The organism is Pseudomonas iridis (assembly GCF_017980685.1).
GTDB lineage: Bacteria > Pseudomonadota > Gammaproteobacteria > Pseudomonadales > Pseudomonadaceae > Aquipseudomonas > Aquipseudomonas iridis.
In genome coordinates this window covers 186,227-200,610 of sequence record NZ_JACXXO010000002.1, presented here as the reverse complement: position 1 = coordinate 200,610, position 14,384 = coordinate 186,227, and the positions used below count along the sequence as shown (strand labels likewise).

The window sequence follows — 14,384 nt, the reverse complement described above, 5'->3', positions numbered from 1 at the left end:
GACGGACGAACCGGCGAAGGTTACCATTAGCACGTGACAGAAAAACCAAACTGATATCACCTTTTTTCTGTCACCTGATCTTATCTGTGCGGGGAACCCACATCGCATCCGTTGTCGAAGCGCTACAAGCGGCGAGTCAACGACCTAGTCAGGACGCCTCAGCAGTGAAGACTGATGCAGCGCTATACTCCCCGGCTAAATTACGAATTCGACTAATTACAAGGACTCGCCCATGAAAGCGTTCGGCAAAATCCTGGGTCTGGTACTTCTCGGGCTGTTGCTGATCATTGTGGCGGCAGGCTTTGCCCTGACCCACCTCTTCGATCCCAACGACTATAAAGACGAGATCCGCCAGATAGCCCGCGACAAGGCCCACATCGAGCTGACGCTCAATGGCGATATCGGCTGGAGCCTGTTCCCGTGGCTCGGCCTGGAATTGCACGAAGCCAGCGTCGCCACCCTGGCCAAACCCGCCGATCCGTTTGCCGATTTGCAGATGCTCGGCCTGTCCGTGCGCGTGCTGCCGCTGTTGCGCCGCGAAGTGCAGATGAGCGATGTGCGCGTCGAAGGTCTCAACCTGCGCCTCAACCGTGACAAGAACGGCCATGGCAACTGGGAAGATATCGGCAAGGCGCCAGTCGCGCCTGGCGCCACGCCGCCAGCAACCACCCCAGGCCAACCCGCCAGCGAGCCCACTGTAGCGGTGGAAAAACCGGCGCAGCCGATCCGCCTCGACATCGACAGCCTGACCGTCAACAACGCCCGCGTTGAGTACACCGATGAACTGAGCGGCAAGCAGTTCAGCGCCGAGAGCATTCAGTTGAGCACCGGCCCGGTGCACGACTCGACCAACATCCCGATCAAGGCCACGGCATTTCTCGGCACCAATCAACCGGTGCTGCGCGTGCGCACCGAACTCAACGGCGAGCTGCGCTTCGAGCGCGCCCTGCAACGCTACAAATTCGAAGACATGAAGCTCTCTGGCGAAGTGGCGGGCGATCCGCTGCAAGGCAAGACCATGACCTTCTCCGCCCAAGGGCAAATATTGCTTGATAAAGCCGCGAACGTCGCCGAATGGACCGGGATCAAGATCTCCGCCAACCAATTGCGCGCCTTGGGTGAACTGAAAGCCAATGACCTCGACAAGACCCCGCAGATAACTGGGGGAATCTCGATCGCCCAGTTCGATCTGGCGAAATTCGTCGACAGCATCGGCCAGAAACTTCCGGCCATGGCCGAAGGCAGCCTGAGCAAAGTCGAACTGGTCAGCCGCATTGCGGCCACACCGACCAGCGTCGCGTTCGACAACATCAACCTGAAACTCGACGACAGCAGCTTCAGCGGGCGCATCGCCGTCGAAGACTTCGCCAAGCAATCGTTGCGGGCGACCCTCAAGGCAGACACCTTCAACGTCGACCGTTACCTGCCGCCGAAATCGGAAAAGGCCAACAGCGCCACGCAAACCCGTCAGGCCGAAATCGCCAGCACCGAAGCCAATGCCATCGCCGGTGCGGGCTCTACACCGCTGCCAGACAAGCCGAGCAAAACCGCCTGGAGCACCGAGCGCCTGCTGCCGGTTGAACGCCTGGCCAAGCTCGATGTGGACGCCGACCTGACTTTCGGCCAACTGACCCTCGACAAACTGCCGATCCAGAATGCCGCGCTCAAAGCCACCGGCCAGGGCGGCCTGCTGACCCTCGGCAATCTCAGCGGCGAGCTGTACAACGGCGGCTTCGAAGCCAAAGGCACCCTCGACGTGCGCCCAAGCGCCCCGGTGCTCAACCTGCAGACCAAAATCAACCGGGTGCCAGCGGAAAAAATCCTCGAAAGCCAAGGCAAAAAACCGCCCGTCACAGGTTTGGTGACGCTCACCAGCAACCTCACCGGCAGCGGCAACAGCCAACAGGCGCTGATCGACAGCCTCAACGGCAACGCCAGTTTCGTCATCAACAACGGCGTGCTGCTCAACGCCAACCTTGAGCAGCAACTGTGCAAAGGCATCGCCACCCTCAATCGCAAATCACTCAGCGGCGAGCCACGGGGCAAGGACACTCCGTTCCAGGAACTCAAGGGCAACCTGACCTTCCGTAACGGTATCGCCAGCAACCCGGACCTCAAGGTTCGTATTCCGGGCATGACCGTCAACGGTGACGGCGACATCGATTTGCGGGTGCTGGGCATGGACTACCGCGTCGGCATCATCGTCGAAGGCGACACCAGTGCCATGCCGGATCCGGCCTGTCAGGTCGGCGACAAATTCGTCGGCATCGAGTGGCCACTGCGTTGCCGTGGTCCGCTGGAACTGGGCGCCAAGGCGTGTCGTCTGGATAACGAACGCATGGGCCAGGTCGCGAGCAAACTGGCCGGCGACAAACTCAGCGAGAAGATCGACGAGAAACTTGGCGACAAAGTCAGCCCGGAACTGAAAAACGCATTGAAGGGGCTGTTCAAGCGATGAGAGCGGAGCAGTTTTCAGAGGCGGTGCTGGATTGGTTCGACCGCCATGGCCGTCACGATTTGCCTTGGCAGCAGGACATCAACCCGTATCGGGTGTGGGTGTCGGAAATCATGTTGCAGCAGACTCAGGTCAGCACTGTGCTCAACTACTTCGACCGCTTCATGGCCGCGCTGCCAACGGTCGAAGCACTGGCCGAAGCGCCGGAAGACGAAGTGCTGCACCTGTGGACCGGGCTGGGTTACTACACCCGCGCACGCAATCTGCAGAAAACCGCGAAGATCGTCGTCAGCCAGTACGCTGGCGAGTTTCCGCGCGATGTGGAGAAGCTGGTGGAGCTGCCGGGTATCGGCCTGTCCACCGCTGGCGCCATCGCGAGCATCAGCATGGGCCTGCGCGCGCCGATCCTCGATGGCAACGTCAAACGCGTTCTGGCGCGTTTTACCGCGCAAGAGGGCTACCCCGGCGAGCCGAAGGTCGCCAAACAGCTGTGGGCCAACGCGGAGCGCTTTACGCCGCACGATCGGGTCAACGCCTACACACAGGCAATGATGGATCTCGGCGCCACGCTGTGCACCCGCAGCAAGCCAAGCTGCCTGCTGTGTCCGCTGGAGCGTGGCTGCGAAGCCCACCTGCTCGGCCTGGAGACGCGCTATCCGATTCCCAAGCCGCGCAAAGCCATCCCGCAGAAACGCACGCTGATGCCGATGCTCGCCAATGGCAAGGGCGCGATTCTGCTTTATCGCCGCCCCTCGACGGGTTTGTGGGGCGGTTTGTGGAGCCTGCCGGAGCTCGATGACTTCGACGACCTGCAACATCTCGCCGATCAGCACTCGCTGGCACTGGGCGAGCAGCAGGCGTTGCCAAGCCTCGTCCACACCTTCAGCCACTTCCAATTGTCCATCGAACCCTGGCTGGTTCAGGTACAGGAGGCCAGCCATCACGTGGCCGAGGCCGACTGGCTCTGGTATAACCTCGCCACCCCGCCGCGCCTGGGCCTCGCCGCCCCGGTCAAGACCTTGCTCGAACGCGCGGCCGCCGTATTGAATGCAGGAGAGTCAGCATGACCCGCACCATCATGTGCCGTAAGTACAAAGAAGAACTGCCCGCTCTGGAACGCGCCCCTTTCCCGGGCGCAAAAGGTCAGGATATTTTCGACCACGTCTCGGCCAAGGCCTGGGCCGACTGGCAGAAACACCAGACCCTGCTGATCAACGAAAAACGTCTGAACATGATGAACGCCGAAGATCGCAAATATCTTCAGGGCGAAATGGACAAGTACTTCTCCGGCGAGGAATACGCCAAGGCCGAAGGCTACGTTCCGCCTGCGGAGTAACCCCGCAAAATCGGGGGTCGGATCGTAAGCGACGGAATTAATTTAAGAAATTTTAAAAAAGTCGTTGACGAGAATCCGAAAAACCCTTTTAATGCGCCCCGTTGCCCAGATAGCTCAGTCGGTAGAGCAGGGGATTGAAAATCCCCGTGTCGGCGGTTCGATTCCGTCTCTGGGCACCAAATACCGAAAACCCTGAATCGCAAGATTCAGGGTTTTTTTATGCCTGCGATTTGACGAGGGCTGTTGCCGCCCCAAGGATTCGCGATACCTTGGCCGCCCCTTACGGAAGAGGGTCACCCCCGCGATGAACCAGAAACGAACCCGCATCCCCCTGCCCCATCCGCCGCCCTATCGCCCAAGCCGGGTGACTTACTGGCTGACCGTTCTCGTTGCCGTGCTGATGGCCTTCGCCATCAGTGCATCGATCTGGATGCTGATCGACAGCTGGGGCACTGGCTCCATCACCACCAACAATCGCGGCCCGCGCAGCACCTACACCCTGGCCCTGCAACCTCGGCGGTTCTGGATTGAGTTTGTGTGGCAGAGCATAGGCACTGTTTTTTTGCTGGTGATCGGGGTGTTCGGGTTATGGGCATATCGCAAAGCGCAGGAGTCTGTGGAAAAACCCAAGGGCAAGCGCACAAAGCGATAAACCAGGGCTGCTTTCAGAGGGCGTTGACGTAATCGACTGGCAGCAAGACCGTGTCCACTGCAGCATCTACCGGCAGGGACACCACCGTGATCAGCGGGCAGACGATCATGATGTAACAGATGACGGCATGGGGCATGCCGTCTCCCCCTCTCACGCCAAGCAAGTGCAAGTTGCCATCAACACCTTTGTAGTAAGGCTCTGCAGAGTCACCGTTCAATCGCCCGATCATCGTTCCACAACCGGCCAGCATCAACATCAGGCCCACCACTGAGCCAATACGCAAAATCCTTTTCAAACCAGCGCGTCCTTAATCACCAAACATGAGGCGCGGGATTGTACCCGCGTCTCAACTTTGCAATCACACTGATCGCTATCCCGCTTCATTCCAGTGGAACACCAGATTGCGCCGTTATGACGACTGCCGGGCTGTTGCAGAGCACAACAGTTACCTTTTGCTTGATCAAAAGCGCGAGGGCCGCGTTCTAGAAAGATTTGAACTTGGCGCTCGTACGAAATGGACTACAGACCGAAGCCACCTGAAACGCTTTCACCAGCAACTTCCTGCAACAACGATCCCGTCTTCCTGCTGACTTCACAGCCTCGCCCGACATCCCTGGCCAGCGACTGCCGGCATGCTTGCGCTCCTTTTTCCAATGACGTGGAAGACCCGATGAGCAAGCTTGAACCTGCTGACATGCAAGATCCGAAAATCGATTCATTGCTGGGCGATCTTGGCGAACTGATCCGCCAGGCACGGCAAAAAGTACTGCGTGTGGTCGATACGATTCAGGTTCAGACCTGCTGGCAGATTGGCCGGCATATTGTTGAGTTTGAACAGGAAGGAACCAAACGAGCGGGATACGGCAAGCAACTGTTGGCCCTGTTATCGCACGAACTGAAGGCGCAGTTCGGCAAAGGCTTTGATGAGCGAAATCTGCGTTACATGCGCAGCTTTTATCAGCTTTTCCCAATTTGGAACGCAGTGCGTTCCGAATTGAGCTGGACCCACTATCGCAGGTTGCTCAGGGTCGAAAGTGAAAAGGCTCGCCAGTGGTATATGGACGAATGCGCCACCCTCAACTGGTCGAGCCGCGCCTTGGATCGCCAGATCAATACGCTCTACTACGAGCGCCTGCTAATGAGTCGGGACAAGGCAGGCGTAATAGAGGAAGCTACCACCAACATCGCCGCACTGAACTGCAATCCACGCGAGTTCATCCGCGACCCCGTCATTCTCGAATTTCTCGGCCTGCCATCTCCGGGCAAGGTCAATGAAACGGGGCTTGAGCAAGCGCTCATTGATCACTTGCAAAGTTTTCTGCTCGAACTCGGCAAAGGTTTCTCGTTTGTCGCCCGCCAGCAACGAATCAGTACCGATGGCGTAGACCTGTACATCGATCTGGTGTTTTACAACTATCTACTCAAATGTTTTGTGATCATTGACCTTAAGCGCGGCAAGCTCAGCGCACGCGATGTCGGGCAAATGGACATGTACGTACGCATGTACGACGAGCTCAAGCGAAGTGAAGGCGACAAACCGACAGTCGGAATCATCTTGTGCGCAGAAAATAGCGAATCTGTCGCGCGCTACTCAATACTCAAAGGCAATGAGCAGCTGTTCGCCAGCAGCTACAAAACAGTGCTACCAAGCGAGGAGGAACTTCGCGCAGAGCTAAATCGAGAACAGGCATTGATCGAGGATCGCTTGCTTACCGAATCTATCGAGTAAGCACTGCAGATTGTCCCTTTAAGGTGCTGCGACTATCGTGGGCAGCATCCCGCAAAGGTCGAGCACCATGAGCTGTCAGGACACGCCCCCATTGCAAGCTGCGCAGCGCAAGCCGCCATTGGCTGCCGAGCTTCAAGGTGATCCGCTCAAGGAAACAGCCGCCGACGGTTTTGCCCTTGGTGGTTTTACCTGGCGTCATGCCCTGCCCGATATCCAGCGTCCGGTGGTAATCATCAACGCCGCCACATCGGTGCGCTGCCGTCATTACTCGCGTTTCGCTGCCTATCTGTTCGCCAATGGCTTCGACGTCATCACCTACGATTACCGTGGCATCGGAGAATCTCGACCCGGTTCGATCAAAGGCCTTAACGCCTCATGGACAGACTGGGGCGCGCTGGATTTCGAGGCGATGCTCCGGCGCGCACAACGGGAATTCCCCGGGCAGCCAATCGATGTTGTCGGCCACAGTTTTGGTGGCTGCGCGGCTGGCCTCAGTGAGTCGGGACAGGTCATCCGACGGCTGGTCACCGTCGGCGCGCAGTTCGCCTACTGGCGCGATTACACGCCTGAACAGCGCTGGCGGATGTTCGGCAAATGGCATCTGCTGATGCCGCTGTTAACGCTGTTCTGCGGCTACTTCCCCGGCAAACGTCTCGGCTGGCTGGAAGACACACCGGCAGGCGTAGTGCGCGACTGGAGCACGCCCACTGCGCGTTACGAACGTCGTCCAAGCGGCAGAGCGATGTTGGCGAGAACAGGCCAACTGCCCTTTGCCAACGTCCGCGCACAGACCTTGGCGATCAGCATCAGCGACGACCCTTACGGCACGATTGCAGCCATCGAGCGCCTGCTCAGCTACTTCAGCCATGCGCCAAAAACCCACCTGCGCATCGCCCCGCAGGACATCGGCGAGCAACAAGTCGGACATTTCGCCTTTTTTCGCAGCGCATACCAAGCCACACTATGGCCCATCGCTCTGAACTGGCTGCAAACCGGCAAACTGGCCCCCGACACACCGGGGCGGGAAGTACCGCGCAGCTGAGCCTCATTCAACGCACGACGGAACACACCATGGCCTCCGCCAACAAGCAGCAAAAACGCGCCGCCCGGGCCAAAACCAAGGCCAAGCAGAACCGCACCAAACGCGCCGAGGCGCCGGTCGAGCTGGACCCGAACGATGACCGCATCGACTTTGAATCGGTGGACCTGACCGAGCTGTTCAAGAAAATGATCGACGCCGAGAAGATCAGTCAGCAAGCGATGTGCACCGCATTCCTCGAAGACCCGCTGCTGGAACTGGTCTACGAGCAGGAGGGCGAAGAAGGCTCCATGGATTTCATCCTCGCAGCGCTGATCGAGTATCGCCAGTGGTCGCAGGAAACCGACGAGGCCGGCGCGCTGGCGTGGATCGAATCCCCCGCGTTCCAGGCCGACTATGTGGCGGCGTCCGACGCCATCGCTGCACAAACCCAACAGAAGAACTGAGTCCCCATGGCATCCCTGAACAAGCAACAAAAACGCGCCAAACGCGCCAAGGCCAAAGCCAAGCAAATCCGTATGGTGGGCCGCAAGCCGCTGGATCAGGACGAAGACCTCGGCCACCTCGCCGAGCCGATCCCGGAATACACCTTGGCAATGTTCAGCAAAATGCGCGACGCCGAAGCCGTCAGCCGCAACGACATGCTGCTGACACTGCTGCGCGAACTGGCGTTCATCATCATCGATCACCCTGATCTGCTGGACATGGAAAACGCCGAAAACGAAGGCATGGCCGCCACCCACCTGGCCGCCGACATGTTGATCGACTACCGCATGTGGGCCGACGGCATGACGATCGAAGCCGCCCAGGCCTGGCTGAGCGAGCCGCAGTTCATCACCGACTTCGGGATTGCGCTGGATACGTATGCCAAGTCAGTGGAATTGCAGGAAGAAAAGAGCGAGTAATCCGAGCTCACAAACAAAAACGGCCGCTAGTCATCACTGACAGCGGCCGTTTTGTATTACGCGCTACGGATCAGTTCAACACCACCGCACCACGTTTTTCCTGCTTGCGACGGCGTGACACCAGCAGACCGGTCGCCACTACCATCAGGCTCAGCAGGCCGGTGGCGAGAATTTCCACGCGGTGCGCTTCCTGGAACAACATGATGGTCAGGGCCGCGACGATGAAGATGATCACCGCATAGGTCAGGCCCGGGAACAGCCACATGCTGAATTCGATTTTCTCGCCACGCGCCATGCGCTGTTTGCGCATCCGCAGTTGCGAGAACGCGATCACCAGATACACCAGCAGTGCGATCGCACCGGAGCTGGCCAGCAGAAATTCGAACACGGCAGCCGGAGCCACGTAGTTGGCGAATGTGCAGAGGAACGCGGCGCCAGTGGACAACATCACCGCCCAGTAAGGCGTACCGCTTTTGTTGGTGCGAGTCGACATGGCCGGTGCGTCACCGCGCTTGCCGAGGGAGAAGAGCATGCGCGATGAGGTATAGAGCGCCGAGTTCAGGCAGCTGGTTACAGCGACCAGAACCACGATATCGACGATCATTTTCGCGTTCGGGATGCCCATGCGCTCCAGTACGGTCTGGTAGGAGCCGAGGTTGGCCAGCATAGGATCGTTCCATGGCACCAGCGCCACGACGATGAAGATCGACACGAGGTAGAACAGGCCGATCCGCCAGATCACCGAGTTGGTGGCCTTGGAGATCTGCTTGCCCGGGTCCTTCGATTCCGCGGCCGCGATGGTCACGATTTCGGTCCCCATGAACGAGAACATGGTGGTCAGAATCGCGCCCAACACCGCACCCATACCGTTTGGCAGGAAGCCGCCGCTGTCGAACAAGTGCGAAACGCCGCTGACCTGGCTGTTCGGCAGGTAGCCGAAAATTGCCGCAAGGCCGAGCCCGATGAACCCGATGATCGCCAGCACTTTAACCAGCGCAAACCAGAATTCGAACTCGCCGTAGTTTTTCACGCTGAACAGGTTGGTCACGGTCAACAGCAGGGTGATGACCAGCGCAAACGCCCAGATGCCTACATCGGGGAACCACGCGTGCAGGATGGTCGCGGCGGCATTGGCTTCCAGCGGAATCACCAACACCCAGAACCACCAGTACAACCAGCCGATGGTGAAGCCGGCCCAGTGCCCGATGGCACGGTCGGCATACGTCGAGAAAGAGCCGGTGTCGGGCGAAGCAACCGCCATTTCGCCGAGCATTCGCATCACCAGCACCACCAGGGTACCGGCGGCTGCATAGGCCAGCAGCACTGCAGGACCTGCGGCGGCGATGGCGTGGCCGGAGCCAACGAACAGACCGGCGCCGATAACACCGGCGATCGACAACATGGTCACATGACGCGGTTTGAGCCCCTGTTCGAGGCCGTTGGAGCTTGGGGTACTGCTCATCGAAACTACCTTTGCAAGGAAAGCGATTGCGTCCGGCCCGTCCGGAATTTCATTTTCGTAAAAAGAAACCAACGGGGCGTTCCTTATTCTGCACGCAATAATTGCGCCAAAATATTTCAAACTCTTTCGGGCCGGGGCTTTGCGCGCGACCGGACAGTCATCGCAAGTCATTGGATTTAATGGCAATCCGCCAGAGCGTTACCTTGCGACTCACTTTGAAGACGAATTCGCGCACCAGAAACACACTGAAAAAGTGTGGGATGCACAATAAAAGGGCGAATCGGGAACGTTCGGCCGGATAGCGCTTCCAACACCCCGCCAAAGCTGGCAACATCGCGCCTTTTTTTACGCGACACCCACGCGATTGCACGTTCAAACACCCGTTCGGTTGTTGATGGGGCGACAGTCTGCTGTGCTGATGCGACAACCCGCCACATGCCACCCGTTTACCGCTCTTAGCGCTGTTGGCTGCCATTGAAACGCTATGCTAGCTTGGCCGCCTCGCCAGGAAGGCCATCCAACAGCAGGAGCGCAACATATATGAGGAACGCACATGGCTGAGGCCACGCCCGCGCTTGAAATCCGCAACTTGCACAAACGCTACGGACAGCTTGAGGTGCTCAAAGGCATCTCGCTGACCGCCCGCGACGGCGATGTGATCTCGATCCTGGGTTCCTCCGGTTCCGGCAAGTCCACGTTCCTGCGTTGCATCAATCTGTTGGAAAACCCGCACCAGGGCCAGATCCTGGTGGCCGGCGAAGAACTCAAGCTCAAGGCTGCCAAGAATGGCGAACTGGTTGCCGCCGACGGCAAACAGATCAACCGCCTGCGCTCCGAGATTGGTTTTGTGTTTCAAAACTTTAATCTGTGGCCGCACATGAGCGTGCTCGACAACATCATCGAAGCCCCGCGCCGCGTGCTCGGCCAGAGCAAGGCCGAAGCCATCGAAGTCGCCGAAGCACTGCTGGCCAAGGTCGGCATCGCCGACAAGCGCCACGCCTACCCGGCGCAACTGTCCGGTGGTCAGCAGCAACGCGCGGCCATCGCGCGCACGTTGGCGATGCAACCGAAGGTGATCCTGTTCGACGAGCCCACCTCCGCCCTTGACCCGGAAATGGTTCAGGAAGTACTTAGTGTCATCCGCGCATTGGCCGAAGAAGGCCGCACCATGCTGCTCGTGACCCACGAAATGGGCTTCGCCCGTCAGGTCTCCAGCGAAGTGGTGTTCCTTCATCAAGGCTTGATAGAAGAGCAAGGATCGCCACAGCAGGTGTTCGAAAACCCGCTTTCGGCGCGCTGCAAACAATTCATGTCCAGCAACCGCTAACGGAGCAACATGCATGCAGAACTATAAAAAGGTCTTCCTGGCTGCGGCCGTCTCGCTGGCGTTCAGCGCCGGTGCCATGGCCGAAACCCTGAAGATGGGCATCGAAGCGGCTTACCCGCCGTTCAACAATAAAGACGCCAGTGGCAACGTGGTCGGCTTCGACAAAGACATCGGCGACGCCCTGTGCGCCAAGATGAAAGTCGAGTGCACCGTCGTAACTTCCGATTGGGACGGCATCATCCCGTCGCTGAACGCGAAGAAATTCGACTTCCTGATCTCGTCTTTGTCGATCACCGAAGAGCGCAAAGGCGCGGTGGACTTCACCGACCCGTACTACTCGAACAAGCTGCAGTTCATCGCACCGAAAAACGTCGACTTCAAAACCGACAAGGACTCGCTCAAAGGCAAGACCATCGGTACGCAGCGTGCCACGCTGGCCGGCACCTGGCTGGAAGATACCTACGCTGATGACATCAAGGTCAGCCTCTATGACACCCAGGAAAACGCCTACCTCGACCTGACCTCCGGTCGCGTCGACGCCATCCTCGCCGACAAGTACGCCAACTATGACTGGCTGAAAAGCGACGCCGGCAAGAACTACGAGTTCAAAGGCGACCCGGTCGTGGAAAGCGACAAGATCGGCATTGCTGTGCGCAAGGGCGATCCACTGCGCGAGAAGCTGAACGCTGCACTGAAGGAAATCGTCGCTGACGGTACCTACAAGAAGATCAACGACAAGTACTTCCCGTTCAGCATCTACTGATCCTGACCTGCGGAACCGGCGCCGTGATGCAACGGCGCCGGCTCCCGACCTTGCCTGCCGCGATTTGAAAAGAAATCCATGATTATCGACCTTTACGGATTCGGCCCGGCGCTCGCCGCTGGCGCGCTGATGACCGTCAAACTGGCTCTCTCGGCCCTGTGCCTGGGTCTGGTGCTCGGTCTGCTCGGCGCCTTGGCCAAGACTTCCCCGTACAAGCCGCTGCAATGGCTTGGCGGCTTTTATTCAACCCTGGTGCGCGGCGTCCCGGAATTGCTCTGGGTACTGTTGATCTACTTCGGTACGGTCAACCTGATGCGCGCGCTCGGCGAGTTTTTCGGCAATCCCGATCTCTCACTCAGCGCCTTCGCCGCCGGCGTCATCGCGCTCGGCCTGTGTTTCGGCGCCTACGCCACGGAAGTGTTTCGTGGCGCAATCCTCGCCATTCCCAAAGGTCACCGTGAGGCCGGCGTGGCCCTGGGCCTGTCGAAATGGCGGATTTTCACCAAGCTGATCATGCCGCAGATGTGGCGCATCGCCCTGCCGGGCCTGGGCAACCTGTTCATGATCCTGATGAAAGACACCGCGCTGGTGTCGGTGATCGGCCTGGAAGAAATCATGCGTCATGCACAGATCGGCGTGACCATGTCTAAGCAGCCGTTCACGTTCTATATGGTTGCAGCGCTCATGTATCTCGGCCTGACGGTAGTGGCGATGACCGGCATGCACTTCCTGGAAAAACGCGCCGCCCGCGGCTTTGCGAGGAGCGCTCAATGAACTGGGAAGTCATCATCAAGTGGCTGCCAAAACTGGCGCAGGGCGCGACCCTGACCCTGGAACTGGTGGCCATCGCCGTGATTGCCGGCCTGTTGCTGGCAATCCCGCTGGGCATCGCCCGCTCTTCGAAGCTGTGGTACGTGCGTGCGTTGCCCTACGCCTACATCTTCTTTTTCCGCGGCACACCGTTGCTTGTTCAGCTGTTCCTGGTCTATTACGGCCTGGCGCAGTTCGATGCTGTGCGTAACAGCCCAATGTGGCCGTACCTGCGCGATCCGTTCTGGTGCGCAACGGTAACCATGACCCTGCACACCGCGGCGTACATCGCCGAGATCCTGCGCGGCGCGATTCAGGCGATCCCTCCGGGTGAGATCGAAGCGGCGCGTGCACTGGGCATGTCCAAGCCCAAAGCGATGTTCTACATCATCCTGCCGCGTGCAGCGCGCATCGGCCTGCCGGCGTACAGCAACGAAGTGATATTGATGCTCAAGGCCAGCGCCTTGGCCAGCACCGTCACCCTGCTGGAACTGACCGGCATGGCCCGCACGATCATTGCCCGCACCTATCTGCCTGTGGAAATCTTCTTCGCCGCTGGCGTGTTCTATCTGGTAATGGCTTACGTGCTGGTGCGCGGCTTCAAGCTGCTGGAGCGCTGGCTGCGCGTCGATGCCTGCCAAGGGCGCTGAAACTTCCCACGTGCTGACGGGCGAGGACTTACTCGCCCGCTTCACGGCACTGGATACTTTTCTGACAGCGCATCAGGCGTTATGGAAACCTCGACCGTTCACACATTTGCAACTTCCCTGGGAAGCGGCCTACCCGGAGCTGGCCTCATGGCTACGCGGGCGGTCGCTGCAAGATGCGGAAAATGCGCACAACCACCCTGCCAATCTTGCCGATGCGCCGGAGCCGTTCGCTTCATTGGCGGCGTTGTCGGCTGAATTGAGCGCGGTCGGAGAGTTGCCCGGGCATGCGCTGGAAGCTGCAAGCCAGCGCTTGAATGTGGATGTACCGGGGCGTAAATGGCAGCAGATCGAGGCGTTCGGCAGTCGACTGTCCTTCGCATCGCAACCGACGCATTGGCTGGACTGGTGCTCCGGCAAGGGACACTTGGGGCGGCGCCTGCTGAGCACCGGGCAACAACTGACGTGCGTTGAATACGATCCGGCACTGGTTGCCAGTGGTCAGGCGCTGAGCCAGCGTCATCAATTAAACGCGCAGCATGTTGAACAGAATGTTCTGGCGGCAGATGCTTCAGCCGTATTGAACGCACGTCACACTCCGGTTGCCCTCCACGCCTGCGGCGATCTGCATGTGCGACTGATGCAATTGGCCAGCGCCGCCGGTTGCCGACAAATGGCAATCGCCCCGTGCTGCTACAACCGGATCAATCGCACGGAATACCAGGCGTTATCCTTGGCCGCCTCGGGATCGCTCCTACGGCTCTCGCTAGAAGATCTGGCGCTGCCGATGAGCGAAACCGTCACCGCCGGAGCCAGAGTCCGACGCCAACGCGACACCTCCATGGCAAGACGCCTTGCCTTTGACTTGCTGCAACGGCAACTGAACGGGATCGACCAATACCTGCCAACCCCTTCGCTACCCAGCGCCTGGCTGGAAAAACCCTTCGCCGATTACTGCCGCGATCTGGCAGCGCTCAAAGAGTTATCCACAATCGATCCGCAGGATTGGCCAGCGTTGGAGGCGGCCGGTTGGCAGCGGTTAGCCGAAGTTCGCAACCTGGAATTACTTCGCGGATTATTCCGACGACCATTGGAGCTTTGGCTGAATCTGGATCGAGCACTTTTCCTCGCTGAACAGGGATACATCGTGCGCCTTGGAACCTTCTGCGATGCGCCACTCACACCGCGCAATCTCCTGCTGCTCGCCGAACGTGCTTAAAACACTCCAGCCTGTGGATAACTCTGTTGATGAAATTTTT

General features: G+C 59.0%; 15 protein-coding genes and 1 tRNA gene. 14 read left to right on the top strand and 2 right to left on the bottom strand.

Annotated elements, in window-relative coordinates:
- Positions 1 to 232: 232 nt before the first annotated feature.
- From IEQ42_RS05890 to IEQ42_RS05870, 5 genes are all read left to right on the top strand, one after another.
- Complete coding sequence (locus IEQ42_RS05890; RefSeq protein WP_210702876.1) at positions 233 to 2,458, top strand: AsmA family protein; 2,226 nt, start codon at positions 233 to 235, stop codon at positions 2,456 to 2,458.
- Entirely contained in the window at positions 2,455 to 3,522 is a 1,068-nt protein-coding gene (mutY, locus tag IEQ42_RS05885) for an A/G-specific adenine glycosylase (RefSeq protein ID WP_210702875.1), read from the top strand. The genes IEQ42_RS05890 and mutY overlap by 4 nt, the downstream gene beginning before the upstream one ends.
- Positions 3,519 to 3,791, top strand: a complete 273-nt coding sequence (locus tag IEQ42_RS05880; RefSeq protein WP_008024947.1) for an oxidative damage protection protein — start codon at positions 3,519 to 3,521, stop codon at positions 3,789 to 3,791. The genes mutY and IEQ42_RS05880 overlap by 4 nt, the downstream gene beginning before the upstream one ends.
- Before the next feature lie 103 nt (positions 3,792 to 3,894).
- Positions 3,895 to 3,970, top strand: a tRNA-Phe gene (locus IEQ42_RS05875).
- A 125-nt stretch (positions 3,971 to 4,095) separates the two neighbouring features.
- Positions 4,096 to 4,443: a hypothetical protein gene (locus IEQ42_RS05870; RefSeq protein ID WP_210702874.1), complete on the top strand. Its 348-nt coding sequence runs from the start codon at positions 4,096 to 4,098 to the stop codon at positions 4,441 to 4,443.
- A gap of 13 nt (positions 4,444 to 4,456) precedes the next feature.
- On the opposite strand, the gene IEQ42_RS05865 is transcribed toward IEQ42_RS05870, so the two are convergent.
- Positions 4,457 to 4,738, bottom strand: coding sequence for a YceK/YidQ family lipoprotein (locus IEQ42_RS05865; protein WP_042557190.1), 282 nt, complete (start codon positions 4,736 to 4,738; stop codon positions 4,457 to 4,459).
- A 375-nt stretch (positions 4,739 to 5,113) separates the two neighbouring features.
- On the opposite strand from IEQ42_RS05865, the gene IEQ42_RS05860 reads away from it, so the two are divergent.
- The 4 genes from IEQ42_RS05860 to IEQ42_RS05845 all read left to right on the top strand — a co-directional run bounded on the left by IEQ42_RS05860 (position 5,114) and on the right by IEQ42_RS05845 (position 8,116).
- Positions 5,114 to 6,172: a PDDEXK nuclease domain-containing protein gene (locus IEQ42_RS05860; protein WP_210702873.1), complete on the top strand. Its 1,059-nt coding sequence runs from the start codon at positions 5,114 to 5,116 to the stop codon at positions 6,170 to 6,172.
- 67 nt (positions 6,173 to 6,239) lie between these two features.
- On the top strand, positions 6,240 to 7,214 hold the full coding sequence (locus IEQ42_RS05855) for an alpha/beta hydrolase family protein (RefSeq protein ID WP_210702872.1): 975 nt from the start codon (positions 6,240 to 6,242) through the stop codon (positions 7,212 to 7,214).
- A 29-nt stretch (positions 7,215 to 7,243) separates the two neighbouring features.
- A complete protein-coding gene (locus IEQ42_RS05850; protein WP_042557187.1) occupies positions 7,244 to 7,657 on the top strand; it encodes a hypothetical protein in 414 nt (137 codons plus the stop codon).
- Positions 7,658 to 7,663: 6 nt separating this feature from the next.
- Complete coding sequence (locus IEQ42_RS05845) at positions 7,664 to 8,116, top strand: hypothetical protein (protein WP_210702871.1); 453 nt, start codon at positions 7,664 to 7,666, stop codon at positions 8,114 to 8,116.
- Between the two features lie 70 nt (positions 8,117 to 8,186).
- Here the strand turns inward: IEQ42_RS05845 and gabP are convergent, their stop codons facing one another.
- Positions 8,187 to 9,578, bottom strand: coding sequence for a GABA permease (gene gabP, locus IEQ42_RS05840; protein ID WP_210554359.1), 1,392 nt, complete (start codon positions 9,576 to 9,578; stop codon positions 8,187 to 8,189).
- A 553-nt stretch (positions 9,579 to 10,131) separates the two neighbouring features.
- On the opposite strand from gabP, the gene IEQ42_RS05835 reads away from it, so the two are divergent.
- The 5 genes from IEQ42_RS05835 (at position 10,132) to IEQ42_RS05815 (ending at position 14,344) form a co-directional block, all read left to right on the top strand.
- Positions 10,132 to 10,905 (top strand): ABC transporter ATP-binding protein, encoded by a 774-nt coding sequence (locus IEQ42_RS05835; protein ID WP_042557182.1) that lies wholly within the window; start codon positions 10,132 to 10,134, stop codon positions 10,903 to 10,905.
- A 13-nt stretch (positions 10,906 to 10,918) separates the two neighbouring features.
- A complete protein-coding gene (locus IEQ42_RS05830; protein WP_042557181.1) occupies positions 10,919 to 11,668 on the top strand; it encodes an ABC transporter substrate-binding protein in 750 nt (249 codons plus the stop codon).
- A gap of 78 nt (positions 11,669 to 11,746) precedes the next feature.
- On the top strand, positions 11,747 to 12,442 hold the full coding sequence (locus tag IEQ42_RS05825) for an ABC transporter permease (RefSeq protein ID WP_210702870.1): 696 nt from the start codon (positions 11,747 to 11,749) through the stop codon (positions 12,440 to 12,442).
- Positions 12,439 to 13,128, top strand: a complete 690-nt coding sequence (locus IEQ42_RS05820; RefSeq protein WP_047299330.1) for an ABC transporter permease — start codon at positions 12,439 to 12,441, stop codon at positions 13,126 to 13,128. The genes IEQ42_RS05825 and IEQ42_RS05820 overlap by 4 nt, the downstream gene beginning before the upstream one ends.
- Positions 13,109 to 14,344 carry a methyltransferase gene (locus tag IEQ42_RS05815; RefSeq protein ID WP_210702869.1) on the top strand — a complete coding sequence of 412 codons (1,236 nt, stop codon included), beginning with the start codon at positions 13,109 to 13,111 and terminating at the stop codon, positions 14,342 to 14,344. Before IEQ42_RS05820 ends, IEQ42_RS05815 begins: the two co-directional genes overlap by 20 nt.
- Positions 14,345 to 14,384 lie beyond the last annotated feature (40 nt).

What these genes read in the sequence shown, in the direction of transcription:
- IEQ42_RS05890 (WP_210702876.1), top strand. Translation starts at nt 233, where the DNA reads ATGAAAGCGTTCGGCAAAATCCTGGGTCTGGTACTTCTCGGGCTGTTG.
- mutY (WP_210702875.1), top strand. Translation starts at nt 2,455, where the DNA reads ATGAGAGCGGAGCAGTTTTCAGAGGCGGTGCTGGATTGGTTCGACCGC.
- IEQ42_RS05880 (WP_008024947.1), top strand. Translation starts at nt 3,519, where the DNA reads ATGACCCGCACCATCATGTGCCGTAAGTACAAAGAAGAACTGCCCGCT.
- IEQ42_RS05870 (WP_210702874.1), top strand. Translation starts at nt 4,096, where the DNA reads ATGAACCAGAAACGAACCCGCATCCCCCTGCCCCATCCGCCGCCCTAT.
- IEQ42_RS05860 (WP_210702873.1), top strand. Translation starts at nt 5,114, where the DNA reads ATGAGCAAGCTTGAACCTGCTGACATGCAAGATCCGAAAATCGATTCA.
- IEQ42_RS05855 (WP_210702872.1), top strand. Translation starts at nt 6,240, where the DNA reads ATGAGCTGTCAGGACACGCCCCCATTGCAAGCTGCGCAGCGCAAGCCG.
- IEQ42_RS05850 (WP_042557187.1), top strand. Translation starts at nt 7,244, where the DNA reads ATGGCCTCCGCCAACAAGCAGCAAAAACGCGCCGCCCGGGCCAAAACC.
- IEQ42_RS05845 (WP_210702871.1), top strand. Translation starts at nt 7,664, where the DNA reads ATGGCATCCCTGAACAAGCAACAAAAACGCGCCAAACGCGCCAAGGCC.
- gabP (WP_210554359.1), bottom strand. Translation starts at nt 9,578, where the DNA reads ATGAGCAGTACCCCAAGCTCCAACGGCCTCGAACAGGGGCTCAAACCG.
- IEQ42_RS05835 (WP_042557182.1), top strand. Translation starts at nt 10,132, where the DNA reads ATGGCTGAGGCCACGCCCGCGCTTGAAATCCGCAACTTGCACAAACGC.
- IEQ42_RS05830 (WP_042557181.1), top strand. Translation starts at nt 10,919, where the DNA reads ATGCAGAACTATAAAAAGGTCTTCCTGGCTGCGGCCGTCTCGCTGGCG.
- IEQ42_RS05825 (WP_210702870.1), top strand. Translation starts at nt 11,747, where the DNA reads ATGATTATCGACCTTTACGGATTCGGCCCGGCGCTCGCCGCTGGCGCG.
- IEQ42_RS05820 (WP_047299330.1), top strand. Translation starts at nt 12,439, where the DNA reads ATGAACTGGGAAGTCATCATCAAGTGGCTGCCAAAACTGGCGCAGGGC.
- IEQ42_RS05815 (WP_210702869.1), top strand. Translation starts at nt 13,109, where the DNA reads ATGCCTGCCAAGGGCGCTGAAACTTCCCACGTGCTGACGGGCGAGGAC.